This window comes from Bradyrhizobium sp. YCK136, from assembly GCF_044570075.1.
GTDB lineage: Bacteria > Pseudomonadota > Alphaproteobacteria > Rhizobiales > Xanthobacteraceae > Bradyrhizobium > Bradyrhizobium diazoefficiens.
In genome coordinates, this window is record NZ_CP172424.1 from 7,346,882 (window position 1) to 7,362,265 (window position 15,384).

Consider the following 15,384-nt stretch of genomic DNA (forward strand, 5'->3'; position numbering starts at 1 on the left):
GGCATGGCCGATCACAACACTGCACCCGACACGCTTCCGGCTGATGACACGTGGACGCTTGCCAACGCCAAGGCACGACTGTCCGAGGTGATCGGCCGCGCCCAAACCGGCCCGCAGATCATCACCCGTCACGGCAAGCCGAACGCCGTGATCGTTTCCGCAGAGGAATGGGCCCGCAAGACCGCACGCAAAGGCACGTTGGCCGAATTCCTGCTGGCCTCGCCGCTGCGCGGCGCCGACCTCGCACTTGAACGCATGCACGATGCGCCGCGCGACGAGATGCCGTGAACCTGCTGCTCGACACCAACGTACTGTCGGAAGTTCAGCGGCCAGCCCCCTCGCCGAATGTCTTGGCTTGGCTTGACACGATCGATGAAGATCGTGCGTTCATCAGCGTCGCATCGATCGCCGAGCTTTGCCGCGGCATCGCATTGCTGGAGGATGGCCGCCGGCGCTCGGCACTGGCCGCTTGGCTTGCCGATGATCTGCCGACGCGGTTTGGCGAACGTGTCCTGCCGATCGACCAGGCGGTGGTCGAGCGCTGGGGCGACCTGATGGCTCAGAGCCGCCGCAGCGGCGTTGCTCTGTCCGTCATGGATGGCTTCTTTGCCGCGACCGCGCTTGCAAACGATCTCACGCTCGCCACGCGCAATGTGAAGGATTTTGCTGCATTCGGCGTCCCCCTGCTCAATCCGTGGGACGACCGATAGTCCTATCTTAACCGCACCACCGGCGCCGCTTCGGGTGCAGCTTCCTGAGCATCGGCCTGCACATCATCAATATCCGCCCCTTTCGGCATCGCCTCCACCACTTCGATGCCCTTGCTGTGGCAGATGGTGGCGAGGCGTTCGGGAAGCTCCTGGTCGGTGACGAAGGTCTGGATCTGGGTCATGTGGGCGATGCGCACCGGCGCGCTGCGGCGGAGTTTTGTGGAATCGGCGACCAGCATGACACTGCGGGCATTGGCGATGATGGCCTGCGCGACCTGCACCTCGCGATAGTCGAAATCCAGCAGCGCGCCCTCCTCGTCGATCGCGGAGGCGCCGATGATGGCATAGTCGACCTTGAACTGGCCGATCAGCTGCGTCGCGGTCGAGCCGACCACCGCACCGTCGGCGCGCCGCACCGTGCCGCCGGCAACCACCACCTCGATGCGGGGATGGCGGTAGAGCAGCATCGCGACGTTGAGGTTGTTGGTGATGACGAGGAGATCCTCATGCGAGGTCAGCGCGCTCGCGACCTCCTCCGTCGTGGTGCCGATGTTGATGAAGAGCGAGCATCCGTTCGGGATGAGCGATGCGGCCGCAGCCCCGATCGCCTTCTTCTCCTCGGCGGCAACGAAGCGGCGCGCCTCATAGGCGAGGTTTTCCACGCCCGAGGCGATGATGGCGCCGCCATGGATGCGGGTCAGCGAACGCCGTTCGCAGAGGTCGTTGAGATCCTTGCGGATGGTCTGCGCCGAGACCTCGAACCGGCGCGCGAGCTCCTCGACCATGACGCGGCCGGAGGCGCGCGCGATGTTGAGGATTTCGGCTTGGCGATGGGTCAATCCGGTCACGGCAATGGCCTCAAATCAGGAAGGTGCATGGTGCGGCGGTTCGCGCCATCGGTCAATGCGCCCGCCGATCACGGTTAACGGATGAGGCCTCTCACCACGCCATCGCGGCAGCCAGAGGCGCGAGCAGGGCCGGATCGTCGAAGGCGCCGGCGGAGGCGACCGCGCCGGCGGCAACCAGGTCGGCATGGCTGAGGCTGGTCCGGATGCCGATGGTCGGAATGCCGGCCGCGGTGGCCGATTGCACGCCGGTGCGGGAGTCCTCGAATGCGACCGAGGTTTCCGGCCTCGCGCCGACGAAGCGCAAGCCTTCCTGATAGGGCAGCGGATGCGGCTTGCCGTGCGGCAGCTCGTCGCCGATCACGAGCGCCTTGAAACGGTCCGTGATGCCGAGGCCGGAGAGCAGCAGCTCGGCGTTGAGACGCGGCGCGTTGGTCACGGCAACCATGGGAACGCCGGCCGCGTCCGCCCGGTCGAGCAGCGCCATCAGACCCGGCAGCGGCTCGATCTGCCCGGCGACGAGCGCGCGGAAGACTTCCTCCTTTTCATCGAGGATCGAGGCGCGCCGTTCCGGCGCCTCGTCGGGCAGAAAGCGCTCACCGATCGATACATTGGCGAACCCTTGCAGCTCCCTCGAGAACCGCGCGTGATCGAAGACATGGCCGCGAGGGCCGAGCACCTCGTTGAAAGCCTTCAAGTGCAGCGGGTCGGTATTGGCAAGCGTACCGTCGATGTCGAACAGCAATGCCCTGCCCGTCGCATTGTCCTTGGCCTCGATCATTTCCGTACTTTCCCAAATGCACGACGCATCGATGCGCGACACGTATCAATATGGCTGCGATCACGCAATGACGCATGCGCATGACGACGACGTGACCACTCGACAAAGCCGCGCGCGGCTGTAACACTCTCATCAAGAGCAAAAAGGAGGAAACGATGACGATCAACCGACGCGATCTGGCTCTCTCGACCCTTGCCGTTCCAGCTCTTGCCATCTCTGCGCTCGCCCTTACGACACCGGCGCTGGCCGCGGCGGCGGACGAAGAAGCCGTGGCGAAGAAGGTCGAGGCCTTCCGCCTCGCCCAGATCGCGGCCGACCCGAAGGCGCTCGGTGCGCTGTGCTGGGACGATCTGAGCTACAGCCATTCCAGCGGCAAGGTGGAGGACAAGGCGACCTTCATCACCAACGCCACCGACGGCAAATCGAAATTCCTGTCGATCGAATACAAGGACCCGACCATCAAGGTCGTCGGCCCGGCCGCGATCGTGCGCTTCCACTGGGTCGCGGAACAGGAGATGGCGGCCGATGGGAAAAAAGTGCCGACCAACCTTCACATCCTGATGAACTGGCAGAAGCAGGGCGACGACTGGAAGCTGCTGTCACGCGCGGCGACGAAATTGTGATGTCGCTTCTTACCCTCTCCCCTTGCGGGAGAGGGTAAGGCGAAGTGCGCGGCAAAAGATTCCGGGTTCGCGCTACGCGCGCCCCGGAATGACAGGGGGCTACGCCGCTTCCCTCACATCGCCGTTAACCAGCTTGCGCGCAGCGCGCTCGGCTTCGCGGGCGTTGCGGAAGAGCTGGCCTTCGAGGCGGTGGAAGCGGTCGGATGAGGCGAAGAAGCAATAGCCTCCTTGAGAGCGAACGACGATACCTGCGGTCTGTGAATTAACTTCGATGATGTAGCTGTCCGGCATGGCCCATGGATTCCTCAAGTGCGGGCAAATAACGACACCTCTGCCCAAAGGTTCCTGGGCATTTGAGGCCGTTTCCACCCCGAATCGACACGCAATTGAGTACGCCGGGACCTCATCCGTTTTATGACTTGTTCTTGGCGAAGACGCGACGACCGCGGACGCAACGTCGCGCGGTGATGCGCCGCGTACGGCTACGTCGCGATCGGCGTATCGGTGGGGGTTATCGACTGCGGACGGCCGTGATCGTCGATCGAGACATAGGTGAAGTTGCCGTCGGTGACGAGGAACGGGTGCGCCTCCCTGCGGCGAAGCGCCCAGGCTTCGAGATGCACGGTGAGTGAGGTGCGCCCGACCCGCACGAGATTGGCGTAGACAGAGACGAGATCGCCGACATACACCGCTTTGCGAAAATTCATCGCCTCGATCGCAACCGTCACGGTGCGCGACTTCGCGATCTTCGAGGCGAACACGCCGCCGCCGACGTCCATCTGGCTGAGCAACCAGCCGCCGAAAATGTCGCCATTGGCGTTGGTGTCGGCCGGCATCGCCAGCGTGCGAATGCAGAGATCGCCGCTCGGCTCGGTACCGGAGCTGATAGGGGTTTTGACGTGCGTGTCGGTCATATGGTTGATCTCCGCGGCTCTCGGCTCTGGATACAAAGCCGCGGCGCCTTGCGCAACATCGGCACGCGACAAGCTTGCGCTATCCAGCCGGCCGCGGCGTCCCGACGAAGATTCCGGTATCGTTGAGCTTGCGTTGCCACTCCGCATCGTCGGCCCGCGGCGTGCGCCCTGTCGTTGCCGTCACGAGCCGTTCCAGCCTGCTCCAAAGCCGGAGACGGTCGCACGGATAGTTGGCCCATCCATTGATGACACAATAGCGGACAGTGTGGTCGCGGTGGTGACGCAAATGATGCTCGGGTGAGCAGACCAGATGCAGCCTTTGCGCCATGCGCAGGAGCGGCGGGCGGACCCGCCAATGCGCAAGATTATGAAAGCTCATGCCAAACAGCATGCAAGTCGCGATCACGAACCAGACGATCATCAGCGCGTAAGTGAGCGCGGAAACCGGGAACAACGCCGTGATCGCGGCCGCAATGCCGACCACCACGGCGCTCGGTGCCGCACCGAGGGAAGCCTGGTCGAGGAATTCGTAGAGCAGGACGTGGCTCGGATGGGTGTGATGCTCTCGCGTCATCGCGATGCCGCGGCCGAGCACCCCCTCGTCGAGCCACGTGTCGACCGCCCAATGCACCAGCCCCGAAAAAAAAATCAGCGAGGAAATAACCGATCAGGAGTGCCACGATCAGCCACGGCCAGCGCAATCCTGCCGCGTGGTAACATTCGACGAGATAAATTGCGCAGCACAGGATCACGACGGCATCAGCCGCACAGCACAGCCGCGTGATGATGATCTCGCGCAAGGTCGCATGCTTGAAGAACGGGATCGTCGGCATCGGCGATGCTCCTCCACGGGCTCCACTACCCATGATAGCACCTTTTGCCGACATCATCCCTATTTCAAATTGTCCCAGCCCGCGTCAGGCGCGAAACGTCCGCCGAATCGATCGGCAAGCTCGCGCAAGGTGGACACGACATTATCCACGCCGCGCGTGCGCGCATAGTTCAGCGGGCCGCCGCGGAACGGTGCATACCCCGTGCCGAAGATCATGGCGCCGTCGACCGCATCGGGATCCTCGACAATGCCCTCGCGCAGCGCCGCGACGCAGACGTTGGACATCGGCAGCACCAGGCGGTCGATCATCTGGTCGGTCACGCGCGGGCCGGTCTCGGGGAGCGGCACCTTCTCGGCCTTGCCGTCCTTCCAGGTGTAGAAGCCCCTGCCGGTCTTGCGGCCGAGCTCGCCTTTGGCGACCTTCTCGCGCAGCCAGGCCGGCGTCGGCGGCAGCAGATCGCCGAACTTGGTGCGCAGCATGTCGCCGACATCGAGGCAGATGTCGAGCCCGACCTGGTCGGCAAGCTCGATCGGTCCCATCGGCATGCCGAACTGCTCGGCCGCCGCGTCGATCAGGCGCTGGTCGGTCTTCTCGTCCAGCATCACCATTGCCTCCAGCATGTAGAGCGTCAGCGCGCGGTTGACGAGGAAGCCGGGCGAGCTCTTCACGGCGAGCGGCAGGCGGTCGATCGCACCGACAAAGGCGAGTGCCTCCCTCAAGACCTGTGCATCGTTGCCGTCATGGCTGACGACCTCGACCAATTGCAGGCGCGACACCGGATTGAAGAAGTGCAGCCCGACCAGCCGCTCGGGCCGCGCCAGCGTGGTGCGCAGGTCCTGAAGCGGAATGCTCGAGGTGTTGGTCGCAAGAATCGCACCCGGCTTCATCTTCGGCTCGAGACCGGCATAGACTTTCTGCTTGAGCTCCAGCTTTTCCGGCACCGCCTCAATGACGAGATCAGCGTTGCGGACGCCCTCGCCGTCCATGTCCGGAATCAGGCGATCGAGGGCGTCGCGCACCTCGGTGGGTTTTCGGATGATCTTGCCGTAAAGCTCGGCCGCACGCTTCACCGCCCCTGCGATCGGCTCCGCCTTCATGTCGGCGAGCGAGACCCGCAGCCCCTGCCCCGCACACCATGCTGCGATGTCGCCGCCCATGGCGCCGGCGCCGATGACATGGACATGCTTCACCGCGTTGCCGGCGCCTGCCGCCTTCTTCATCTGCTCGCGCAGAAAGAAGACGCGGATCAGATTCTGCGCGGTCGGCGTCACCATCAGCTTGGCGAACGAGGCCTGCTCGGCCGCCAGCATCGCGGCTTTGCTGCCGCCATGCGTTTCCCAGAGATCGATCAGCGCGTAAGGCGCCGGATAGTGCTCGCGCGGTGCGGCCTTCGCCGCCTCCGAGCGCATGCGCTTGGCCAGCAGTCCACGCACCGGCCCGAGATTGGCCGCGCGCGTCAGCAGGCCGGGCCTGGCCCGCTTCAGCCGGCCGAACAGCACGTCCTTCACCGCGCCACGGACGTGGCGTTCCTGCGTCACGGTGTCGACGAGGCCGAGCGATTTGGCGCGGCGCGCATCGATGGTGCGGCCGGTCAGCATCAAGGCCATCGACTGGGTCGGATTGACCAGCGCCGTGAAACGGGCAGTGCCGCCGAGACCGGGATGCAGGCCGAGCATCACCTCCGGGAAGCCGAAGCGCGCACCCTCGATGGCAATGCGCGACTGGCAGGCGAGCGCGACCTCGAGCCCGCCGCCGAGGCAGAAGCCGTGGATGACCGCGACCGTCGGCAGCCTCAAGGCCTCCAGATGGTCGACGACGGCATGCGCGGCGCGGATGCGCGTCTCCACCATCTCGGGATCGCTGGCGCCGCGGAATTCGTTGACGTCGGCGCCGGCGATGAAGCCGGACGGTTTGGCCGAGCGGATCACGAGACCTGCGGGGCGTTCGGTCTCGATCGCGGCGAGCACCGCGTCGAACTCTTCCATCACGTCGGAGGAGAGCGTATTGGCGCTCGCATCGGCGCGATCGAACAGCAGCCAGGCGACACCGTCGGCATCGCGCGTGAGCTTGAAGTGCTTGTATGGACTGTCTGCCGCGGGCTGAGGCCCGAGCGTCAGCACGCGGTCGCCGAGCGCGGTCATGATCCTGGAATCCATGGTCACACCGCCTCGATCAGCATGGCGCCGCCGAGCCCGCCGCCGATGCATTCGGTGGCAACGCCGCGCCGGGTGCCGAGCCGCTTCATCGCGTTGACCAGATGCAGCACGATGCGGTTGCCGGAGGTGCCGACGGGATGGCCGAGTGAGATCGCGCCGCCGTCGACATTGAGCTTGTCACGGTCGATCTCACCGGCCGCGCCGTCGAGCCCCAAAATCTCGCGGCAGAACTTGTCGTCGTTCCAGGCGGCGAGGCAGCCGAGCACCTGAGTTGCGAAAGCTTCGTTCAGCTCCCAGGTCTCGACGTCCTTGATGGTGAGGTTGTTGCGCGCAAGCAGCGGCGTCGCCGACATCACGGGACCAAGCCCCATGATGCTGGGATCGAGCGCGGCCCAGTTGCTGTCGACGATGACGGCCTTCGGCGTCAGCTTGTGCTTTGCGACTGCCGCGTCGGAGGCGAGGATCACCCAGGAGGCGCCATCGGTGATTTGCGAGGAATTGCCGGCGGTGACCTGGCCCCAGGGGCGCTCGAACACCGGCCTCAGCTTTGCGAGCGTCTCGGCCGTGGAGTCCGGCCGCACGCCGTCGTCATGGTCGAAGAACTTGCCGTCGCGGGAAAAGGCGGTCTCGACCTCGCCCTTCAGAAAACCCGCGCCTTGCGCATGCGCGAGCCGGCGATGGCTCTCGGCTGCGTAGGCGTCGGACTGTGCGCGCGTGATGCCGAAGAGATGGCCGACGACCTCGGCGGTCTGGCCCATGTTCAAGTCTGTGATGGGGTCGGTCAGGCCGCGCTCGAGGCCGATGATCGGCTTGAGATAGCGCGGCCGCAATTTGAAGGCGGCGGCGAGCTTCGCGGCCACGCCCTTCGCTGTGGCAAGACCGGCAAACCAGCGCACGCCGGAATTCGGCCACACCAGCGGCGCGTGGCTCAGCGCCTCGGTGCCGCCGGCCAGGATCATGTCGGCGTGGCCCTCGCGGATGTAGCGGTAGGCGGTGTCGATCGACTGCATGCCGGAGCCGCAATTGATCTGCACCGTGAAGGCGACCATATCCTCGCCCATGCCGAGCCGGAGCGCCGCGACGCGAGCCGGGTTCATCTCGTCCGCGATCACGTTGACGCAGCCGAGGATGACCTGATCAAAGCTTGTGGGCGAAAACGGCTGGCGCGCCAGGAGCGGCCGGCCGCATTGCACGGCGAGATCGACCGGCGTGAACGGCCCCGGCCCCGAGCGCGCCTTCAGGAACGGCGTCCGGCTGCCGTCGACGATGAATACCGGTCGTGCCATCAGCTCGCCGCCCTCTGTTCACCGAGTTCCTGGAAGAACTGATGCACATCTCCGGTTTTCTTGTAAATCGGCGACAGCGCCTCCGGCGCAAAATCGTCGACCTCGATCACCTTCGTGACGGCCTCGCGGGTTGCGGCGAGCTGCTCGCCCTCAGCCTGCGTGATCACGCCCTTGGCGACCGCCTCCTTCCAGTCGCTGATGTGCGCGGCGCGCATGCGCTTGGCGATCGCATCCGTGCCCGCGACCAGCTTGAAGGCGCGCTCCAGCCGGGCAAAGCCGCCGTCATCGTCGACATGAGCGAGGTCGGCCGTCAAGCGGTCACGTGCCGCCGACGGCTCCAGCACGAGGCTCGCGCATTGATGCACGACCCGGTCGGACGGGCCGAGCACACGGGCGCCGAAAGGCTGGACCACGAGCTTGAGGAATCCCGCGACGAAGCGATTCGGCAGATTGGCGAGAATTTCGGCGAGCCGATTTTCAATTGTCTTGAAGCCGGTCGCCATGCACCATTCCAGCGCGGCAAAGTCCTCCGTCTGCCGGCCCTCGTCATGCCAGCGTTTCAGCGCGGCCGAGAGCAGATACAGCTCGGACAGAATGTCGCCGAAGCGCGCCGACAGCATCTCCTTGCGCTTGAGCGCGCCGCCGAGCGTGAGCAGCGCCATGTCGGCACAGAGCCGCAAACGCCGCCGAATAGCGCGAGAGCTGGCGATAGAAGGGCGTGGCGTCGCCCGCATCCGGCGCCGACGCGAACGCGCCGAAGGTCCAGCTCCGGCCGAAGGCACGAAAGAGTGTCTGAAAGCTGTGGCCGACATGCTTCCAGAACGCGGTGTCGAATGCCGTCAAACCGCGTTCTCGGTCGGTGTCGGCGAGCGCGTTCATCTCGTCGAGCAGATAGGGATGGGCGCGGATCGCGCCCTGCCCGAACACGATGAGATTGCGGGTGAGGATATTGGCGCCCTCGACCGTGATGCCGACCGGAACGGCGCGGTGGAGATTGCCGAGATAGTTTTGCGGACCGTCGATCACGGCCTTGCCGCCGTGGATATCCATGGCGTCGTCGACGGCGGTGCGCATCCGCTCGGTCGCGTGCAGCTTCATGATGCCGGAGATGACGGCGGGATGGACGCCGGCATTGAGCGCCGCGCAGGTCAGCCGCCGCGCCGCATCGAGCTGATAGGCGGTGGCGACGATACGCGCGAGCGGCTCCTCGACACCTTCGAACTTGGAGATGGAGATGCCGAACTGCTCGCGGATGCGGGCGTAGGCGCCGGTGGTGCGCGCGGCATAGGCAGCGCCCGCGGCCGACAGCGACGGCAGCGAAATGCCGCGGCCGGCGGCAAGCGCCGTCATCAGCATCTTCCAGCCTTGCCCGAGGCGCTCCTTGCCGCCGATGACGTAATCGAGCGGAATGAAGACGTCGCGGCCCCGGTTCGGGCCGTTCTGGAAGACCTGCATCGACGGCAGGTGGCGGTGGCCGATCTCGACGCCGGGCAGATTGCTCGGGATCAGCGCCACGGTAATGCCGAGCTCTTCCTGCTGGCCCACGAGGTGGTCGGGGTCATAGGCCTTGAAGGCGACCGAGCAGCGTCGCGACGGGGCCGAGCGTGATGTAGCGCTTGTGCCAGTTGAGCCTGAGGCCCACGACCTCGCGGCCTTCGAAGGTGCCCTTGCAGATGACGCCGCTGTCCACCATCGAGGCGGCGTCGGAGCCGGCTTCCGGGCTGGTGAGGCCGAAGCAGGGAATGTCGCGGCCGTTGGCCAGCCGCGGCAGCCAGCGCGCCTGCTGCTCCTTGGTGCCGAAGCGCATCAGGAGCTCGCCGGGGCCGAGCGAGTTCGGCACCATCACCGTGACGGCGGCAGCGATCGAGCGGGTCGAGATCTTGCGCACGACTTCCGAATGGGCATAGGGCGAGAAGCCGAGGCCGCCGAACTCCTTCGGAATGATCATGCCGAAGAACTTTTCGCGCTTGACGAAATGCCAGACATCCGGCGGCAAATCGCGCCATTCCCAAAAGATCTTCCACTCGTCGAGCATGGCGCAGAGCTCATCGACCGGGCCGTTGAGGAAGGCCTGCTCCTCGTCGGTCAGGGTCGCCTGCGGGACCTTCAGCAGCTTCGCCCAATCAGGATTGCCGGTGAACAGATCGGCGTCTCACCAGACGTCGCCGGCCTCCAGCGCCTCGCGCTCGGTGTCGGACATCGCCGGCAGCACGCCGCGCGCCCAGGAGAAGACCGGTTTTGTGATGGTGTCGCGGCGGAAGCTCATGGCGGACCTCATGCATCGGCGCGGGTGACCGACATTTTAGCGGAAAGTGGCTGGCGGAGGTGAACACTTCCCCTGCGAAATTGACGCGGCCGGGCGGCCGCCCCAGGGGCCATAACGGCCAGGCGTGGGGGCAGTTCCGGGAGGGATGGAGAGCCGCTTTTGCCACCGTCATTCCGGGGCACGCGTAGCGTGAACCCGGAATCCATAACCACGATCGGGAGTATGGATTCCGGGCTCGACGCTACGCGTCGCCCCGGAATGACGTGTGGAGAGAGCGGTGGCCGGACCTAATCCGGCCGGACCATCTCGAACATGTTTTCCGGCTTGATCTCGAAGTAGTCGCCCCGGCGGCCGGCGCGGACGATTGGGCGGGCGGCGGCGGTCTGGTAGACGCCGTCCTTGATCATGGCCTTGTCGATATGGACGGCGACGACCTCGCCCAGCGTCAGCCAGGCATCGGCCTCCCTGCCGTCGGCGCCCTTGAGGCGGACGATGTCGGACACCTTGCACTCGAAGGCGACCGGGCTCTCAGCCACGCGCGGCACGTTGACGAGCTTGCCGGGCACGGCGGTGAGGCCGGCGACCTCGAACTCGTCGACCTCGGGGGCGACATGCGCGGCAGTCGCGTTCATGTGCCTGGCAAGATCCATGGTGGCGAGATTCCAGACGAACTCGCCGGTCTGCTTGATGTTCTCGACCGTGTCCTTCCAGTTGGTGGAGGAGAAGCCGATGATCGGCGGCACGTAAGCGAACGCGTTGAAGAAGCTGTAGGGCGCGAGGTTGACGTGGCCCCTGGTGTCGCGGGAGGAGATCCAGCCGATCGGCCGCGGCGCAATGATGGCGTTGAACGGATCGTGCTTGAGGCCGTGGCCCTTGGAGGGTTCGTAGAAGTAGAGGTCTTTGTCGGTCACGCGCTTGCTTCTCCGTTTTCCGTCATTCCGGGGCGGTCCGCAGGACCGAGCCCGGAATCTCGAGATTCCGGGTTCGATGCTTCGCATCGCCCCGGAATGACGGTCAACTCAAAACATTGATCAGTGACGCGGCGACAGACCCGCGATGACGAAATCGATCATCTGGTCGATGGTCGGGCCCGGCTTGGTGGCGCACTGGGCGATCATCTGGGGGTGGAAGAAGCGCATCATCGCCGTGGAGGCGCAGAGCGCGGCCAATTGCAGGTCCGGGGCCTCGAACTCGCCGGAGGCCGCGCCTTGCGCGATCATCTGGCCGATCACCCCGGCAATGCACTCCATATGGGCGACGCAGACGTCCCAGTCCTCCTGCATCGCGATCTCGACCATCTCATGCAGCTTGTTGTCGCCGACATAGCGCTCGGTGTTCATGCGATGGATGGTGGTTAGCAGCTCGCGGAAGCGCGGGAGCACCGGACCGGGCCTTGCCACGATCCGCTGCGCTTCGATCTCAACCTCGCCCATCAGCGAACGGGCCACCGCCTGGTGAATCGCCTTCTTCGATTCGAAGAAGCGATAGACATTGGCGGGGCTCATCCTGAGCTCCTTGGCGATGTCACCGACCGTGGTCTTCTGGTAGCCGATCTGGCGGAACAGCCGCTCGGCCACCTCGAGGATACGATCCCGGGTGTCGCCTTCGATATGTTCCGCAATCAGTGTCATCTGTCAGGACTCGTCAATCAGCACTTCTTCTCACTTATTCAGCCGCTTCAGCAAGCGGAATTGCGTGCGGGTCATCGCTCCCATGCTGCGGCGCGGCAGGCTGCTCGGGGGTGCCGGCCTCGTCCAGGCTCTTCCTGAACCACAGGGCGTAGAGGCCCGGCAGGTACAGGAGTGTGAGGAAGGTCGCCACGAACAGGCCACCCATGATGGTGATCGCCATCGGGCCCCAGAACGCCGAGCGCGACAGCGGGATCATGGCCAGGATGGCGGCCAGCGCCGTCAGCACCACCGGACGGGCCCGGCGGACGGTCGCCTCCACGATCGCCTCCCGGCGCGTCAAGCCATGAGAAACGTCGGTCTCGATCTGGTCGACCAGGATGACCGCGTTGCGCATGATCATGCCGGCGAGCGCGATCAGGCCGAGCAGCGCCACGAAGCCGAACGGGGCGTTGGCGACGTTGAGGCCGAGGGACGCGCCGACGATGCCGAGCGGCGCGGTCAGGAACACCAGGATCAGGCGCGAGAAGCTCTGAAGCTGGATCATCAAGAGCGTCAGCATCACCATGACCATCACCGGGAAGAGGATGAAGATCGAGGCGTTGCCCTTGGCGGATTCCTCGAACGCGCCGCCCGGCTCGATGCGGTAGGCCGGCTCGAGATGATCCTTGATCGCCTTCAGCTTCGGCGTGATCTGGTTGGTGACGTCGGGCGCCTGCACGCCGTCGACGACATCGGAGCGCACGGTGATCGCCATGTCGCGGTTGCGCCGCCACATGATCGGCTCCTCGTGGGAGTACTCGATCTTGGCAATCTGCTGCAGCGGCACGGCAACGCCATTGCGCGAGGTGATGGTGAGGTCGCCGACGCCGCCGAGGTCGAGGCGCTCGGACGGGACCGCACGGGCGACCACGCCGACCTTCTCGATGCCGTCGCGCACGGTCGTGACCTGCGAGCCCGAGATCAGCATTGCGAGCGCCTGCGACACGTCCTGCGGGGTCAGGCCCATGGCGCGGGCGCGGTCCTGGTCGACGACGAGCTTGAGGTAGGGCGACTGCTCGTTCCAGTCGAGCTGGACATCCTTGACGCTCTTGTTCTCGCGCATGACGTCGCGGACCTGGTAGGCGATCTCGCGCACCTTGTTGGCGTCGGGACCGATCACGCGGAACTGCACGGGGAAGCCGACCGGCGGACCGAAGTTGAAGCGGTCGACGCGGACGCGCGCCTCGGACAGAAAACCTTCGGCAGCCGCATTTTCGATCTTGGCCTTGATGCGCTCGCGCGCCTCGACGCCCTTGGCGACGATGACGATCTCGGCGAAGGCCTCGTTCGGCAGCTGCGGGTTGAGGCCGAGCCAGAATCGGGGCGAGCCCTGGCCGACATAGGCGGTATAGGTCTCGATGTCCTGGTCGTCCTTGAGCAGCGTCTCGGCCTTCTTCACCGCCTTCTCGGTGACGTTGAAGGCCGTGCCTTCCGGCAGGCGCAGCTGGAGGAACAGCTCGGGCCGCTCCGACAGCGGGAAGAACTGCTGCTGGACATGACCGAAGCCGACGATCGAGGCGACGAAGACGCCGACGGTCGCGACCACCACCGTGATGCGGTGATTGACGCACCACTGCACGACGGCGCGCAGACCGCGATACATGCGGGTCTCATAGACCGCGTGCGGATCGTGGTTGTGGTGCACCTTGATGTTGGGCAGCAGCTTGACGCCGATATAGGGCGTGAAGATCACCGCCACGAACCAGGAGGCGACCAGCGAGATCGCCACGATCCAGAAGATGCTGCCGGCATATTCGCCGACCGCGGAATTGGCAAAGCCGATGGGGAGGAAGCCAGCGGCCGTGACCAGCGTTCCCGTGAGCATCGGAAACGCAGTGGATTCCCAGGCAAAGGATGCCGCCCGCATACGGTCCCAGCCCTGCTCCATCTTCACCACCATCATCTCGACCGCGATGATGGCGTCGTCGACGAGCAGGCCGAGCGCGATGATCAGAGCGCCGAGCGTGATGCGGTGCAGGTCGAGCGACATCGTGTTCATGACGATGAAGACGATGCCGAGCACCAGCGGCACGGAGAGCGCGACCACGATGCCGGTACGCCAGCCGAGCGCCAGGAACGAGACGAACAGCACGATGACGAGCGCCTCCATGAAGGAGTGCACGAACTCGCCGACGGCGTGCTCGACCACCTTGGGCTGGTCTGCGATGAGCTTGACATCGATGCCCTGCGGCACCGCCTTCATGAACTCGGCCGTGGCCTTCTCGACCTCCTTGCCGAGATCGAGGATGTTGGCGCCCTTGGCGGTGACGACGCCGATGCCGATCGCGGCCTTGCCTTCCTGGCGCACGACGAAGCTCGGCGGATCGACATAGCCGTGCGTGACGGTGGCGATATCCCCCAGGCGGAAGACGCGACCGTTGCTCTCGACCGGGGTCTCGGCCACGGCCTTGGCGCCGTCGAGCGCGCCGGTGACGCGCAGCGGCACGCGCTGCGAGGAGGTCTCAACCGTGCCGGCCGGGGTCACGTTGTTCTGCTTGGCAAGCGAGTCGAACAGCGCCTGCGGCGTGATGCCGAGGGTGGCGAGCTTGGCGTGGCTGAACTCGACGAAGATGCGCTCGTCCTGATTGCCGTAGACGTCGACCTTGGTCACGCCCGGCACCTTCAGGAGGCGCTGACGGAAGCCTTCGGACACCTTCTTGAGCTGGGCATAGTCGGCGCCGTCGCCGGTCATCATGTAGAGGATCGAATCGACGTCGGAGAACTCGTCGTTGACGACGGGTCCGAGGATGCCGGCGGGCAGCTGGCCTTGCACGTCAACAAGCTTCTTGCGCAGCAGATAGAAGAGGTACGGCACGTCCTTCGGCGGCGTCGAATCGCGGAAGGTGACCTGGAGCGCGGTGAAGGCCGGCTTGGAATAGGTCTGCACCTTCTCGAAGTAAGGCAGCTCCTGGATCTTCTTCTCGATGGGATCGGCGACCTGGGTCTGCATCTCCTGCGCGGTCGCGCCCGGCCAGATCACGGAGACGTTGACCACCTTCACCGTGAAGAACGGATCCTCGGCGCGGCCGAGCTTCTGATAGGAGAAGAAGCCGGCGACACCGAGCACGAGCATCAGGAACAGGACCAGCGTCGGATGGCTGACGGCCCAGGCCGAAAGGTTGAAGCGCTTCATCGCTCTCTCCGAAAAGACGATCCAGTTGCAAAAAACGACAGCCACTCAGTTCAACCCGTCGTCGCGAGGCAGCGAAGCAATCCAGGGGGCTGGGCAGGTTCTGGATCGCTTCGCCGCTTCAGCCCCAGCATTTGCGCTTGGGCCGAAACTCACCTCACACGACGAAA

At 65.2% G+C, this 15,384-nt stretch carries 13 protein-coding genes and 1 pseudogene; 3 read left to right on the forward strand and 11 right to left on the reverse strand.

What is annotated here, in order from left to right; genetic code table 11:
- Nucleotides 1-3 precede the first annotated feature (3 nt).
- Nucleotides 4-288 (forward strand): type II toxin-antitoxin system Phd/YefM family antitoxin, encoded by a 285-nt coding sequence (locus ACFLEY_RS35495; protein WP_060910815.1) that lies wholly within the window; start codon nucleotides 4-6, stop codon nucleotides 286-288.
- Nucleotides 285-710 carry a type II toxin-antitoxin system VapC family toxin gene (locus ACFLEY_RS35500; RefSeq protein WP_060910814.1) on the forward strand — a complete coding sequence of 142 codons (426 nt, stop codon included), beginning with the start codon at nucleotides 285-287 and terminating at the stop codon, nucleotides 708-710. Before ACFLEY_RS35495 ends, ACFLEY_RS35500 begins: the two co-directional genes overlap by 4 nt.
- 2 nt (nucleotides 711-712) lie before the next feature.
- Here the strand turns inward: ACFLEY_RS35500 and ACFLEY_RS35505 are convergent, their stop codons facing one another.
- Both ACFLEY_RS35505 and ACFLEY_RS35510 read right to left on the reverse strand, forming a co-directional pair.
- Nucleotides 713-1,558 carry a DeoR/GlpR family DNA-binding transcription regulator gene (locus ACFLEY_RS35505; protein WP_060910813.1) on the reverse strand — a complete coding sequence of 282 codons (846 nt, stop codon included), beginning with the start codon at nucleotides 1,556-1,558 and terminating at the stop codon, nucleotides 713-715.
- A gap of 91 nt (nucleotides 1,559-1,649) precedes the next feature.
- On the reverse strand, nucleotides 1,650-2,336 hold the full coding sequence (locus tag ACFLEY_RS35510; RefSeq protein ID WP_038967389.1) for an HAD family phosphatase: 687 nt from the start codon (nucleotides 2,334-2,336) through the stop codon (nucleotides 1,650-1,652).
- Between the two features lie 155 nt (nucleotides 2,337-2,491).
- Between ACFLEY_RS35510 and ACFLEY_RS35515 the strand changes: the two genes are divergently transcribed.
- Nucleotides 2,492-2,959, forward strand: a complete 468-nt coding sequence (locus ACFLEY_RS35515) for a nuclear transport factor 2 family protein (RefSeq protein WP_011085218.1) — start codon at nucleotides 2,492-2,494, stop codon at nucleotides 2,957-2,959.
- Nucleotides 2,960-3,058: 99 nt separating this feature from the next.
- Here ACFLEY_RS35515 and ACFLEY_RS35520 read toward each other — a convergent pair whose 3' ends face one another.
- From ACFLEY_RS35520 to ACFLEY_RS35560, 9 genes and pseudogenes are all read right to left on the reverse strand, one after another.
- The gene (locus ACFLEY_RS35520; RefSeq protein ID WP_060910811.1) at nucleotides 3,059-3,250 is read right to left on the reverse strand and encodes a hypothetical protein; all 192 of its coding nucleotides are present in this window, start codon (nucleotides 3,248-3,250) and stop codon (nucleotides 3,059-3,061) included.
- 191 nt (nucleotides 3,251-3,441) lie between these two features.
- Nucleotides 3,442-3,873, reverse strand: coding sequence for an acyl-CoA thioesterase (locus ACFLEY_RS35525; RefSeq protein WP_028175063.1), 432 nt, complete (start codon nucleotides 3,871-3,873; stop codon nucleotides 3,442-3,444).
- Between the two features lie 79 nt (nucleotides 3,874-3,952).
- Nucleotides 3,953-4,504, reverse strand: coding sequence for a fatty acid desaturase CarF family protein (locus ACFLEY_RS35530; RefSeq protein ID WP_396604348.1), 552 nt, complete (start codon nucleotides 4,502-4,504; stop codon nucleotides 3,953-3,955).
- 261 nt (nucleotides 4,505-4,765) lie between these two features.
- Entirely contained in the window at nucleotides 4,766-6,862 is a 2,097-nt protein-coding gene (locus tag ACFLEY_RS35535; protein WP_060910810.1) for a 3-hydroxyacyl-CoA dehydrogenase NAD-binding domain-containing protein, read from the reverse strand.
- Between the two features lie 2 nt (nucleotides 6,863-6,864).
- Nucleotides 6,865-8,148: an acetyl-CoA C-acetyltransferase gene (locus tag ACFLEY_RS35540; RefSeq protein WP_011085214.1), complete on the reverse strand. Its 1,284-nt coding sequence runs from the start codon at nucleotides 8,146-8,148 to the stop codon at nucleotides 6,865-6,867.
- Nucleotides 8,148-10,414, reverse strand: a pseudogene (locus ACFLEY_RS35545) (acyl-CoA dehydrogenase). Before ACFLEY_RS35545 ends, ACFLEY_RS35540 begins: the two are co-directional and overlap by 1 nt.
- 287 nt (nucleotides 10,415-10,701) lie before the next feature.
- On the reverse strand, nucleotides 10,702-11,325 hold the full coding sequence (locus tag ACFLEY_RS35550; protein ID WP_028175067.1) for a flavin reductase family protein: 624 nt from the start codon (nucleotides 11,323-11,325) through the stop codon (nucleotides 10,702-10,704).
- A gap of 120 nt (nucleotides 11,326-11,445) precedes the next feature.
- The gene (locus tag ACFLEY_RS35555; RefSeq protein WP_028175068.1) at nucleotides 11,446-12,045 is read right to left on the reverse strand and encodes a TetR/AcrR family transcriptional regulator; all 600 of its coding nucleotides are present in this window, start codon (nucleotides 12,043-12,045) and stop codon (nucleotides 11,446-11,448) included.
- A 34-nt stretch (nucleotides 12,046-12,079) separates the two neighbouring features.
- Entirely contained in the window at nucleotides 12,080-15,217 is a 3,138-nt protein-coding gene (locus ACFLEY_RS35560) for an efflux RND transporter permease subunit (RefSeq protein ID WP_011085210.1), read from the reverse strand.
- Between the last annotated feature and the right edge of the window lie 167 nt (nucleotides 15,218-15,384).

Excerpts from the sequence above, each read along its gene's own strand:
- ACFLEY_RS35495 (WP_060910815.1), top strand. The coding sequence starts at position 4 with ATGGCCGATCACAACACTGCACCCGACACGCTTCCGGCTGATGACACG.
- ACFLEY_RS35510 (WP_038967389.1), bottom strand. The coding sequence starts at position 2,336 with ATGATCGAGGCCAAGGACAATGCGACGGGCAGGGCATTGCTGTTCGAC.
- ACFLEY_RS35515 (WP_011085218.1), top strand. The coding sequence starts at position 2,492 with ATGACGATCAACCGACGCGATCTGGCTCTCTCGACCCTTGCCGTTCCA.
- ACFLEY_RS35520 (WP_060910811.1), bottom strand. The coding sequence starts at position 3,250 with ATGCCGGACAGCTACATCATCGAAGTTAATTCACAGACCGCAGGTATC.
- ACFLEY_RS35525 (WP_028175063.1), bottom strand. The coding sequence starts at position 3,873 with ATGACCGACACGCACGTCAAAACCCCTATCAGCTCCGGTACCGAGCCG.
- ACFLEY_RS35535 (WP_060910810.1), bottom strand. The coding sequence starts at position 6,862 with ATGGATTCCAGGATCATGACCGCGCTCGGCGACCGCGTGCTGACGCTC.
- ACFLEY_RS35540 (WP_011085214.1), bottom strand. The coding sequence starts at position 8,148 with ATGGCACGACCGGTATTCATCGTCGACGGCAGCCGGACGCCGTTCCTG.
- ACFLEY_RS35555 (WP_028175068.1), bottom strand. The coding sequence starts at position 12,045 with ATGACACTGATTGCGGAACATATCGAAGGCGACACCCGGGATCGTATC.
- ACFLEY_RS35560 (WP_011085210.1), bottom strand. The coding sequence starts at position 15,217 with ATGAAGCGCTTCAACCTTTCGGCCTGGGCCGTCAGCCATCCGACGCTG.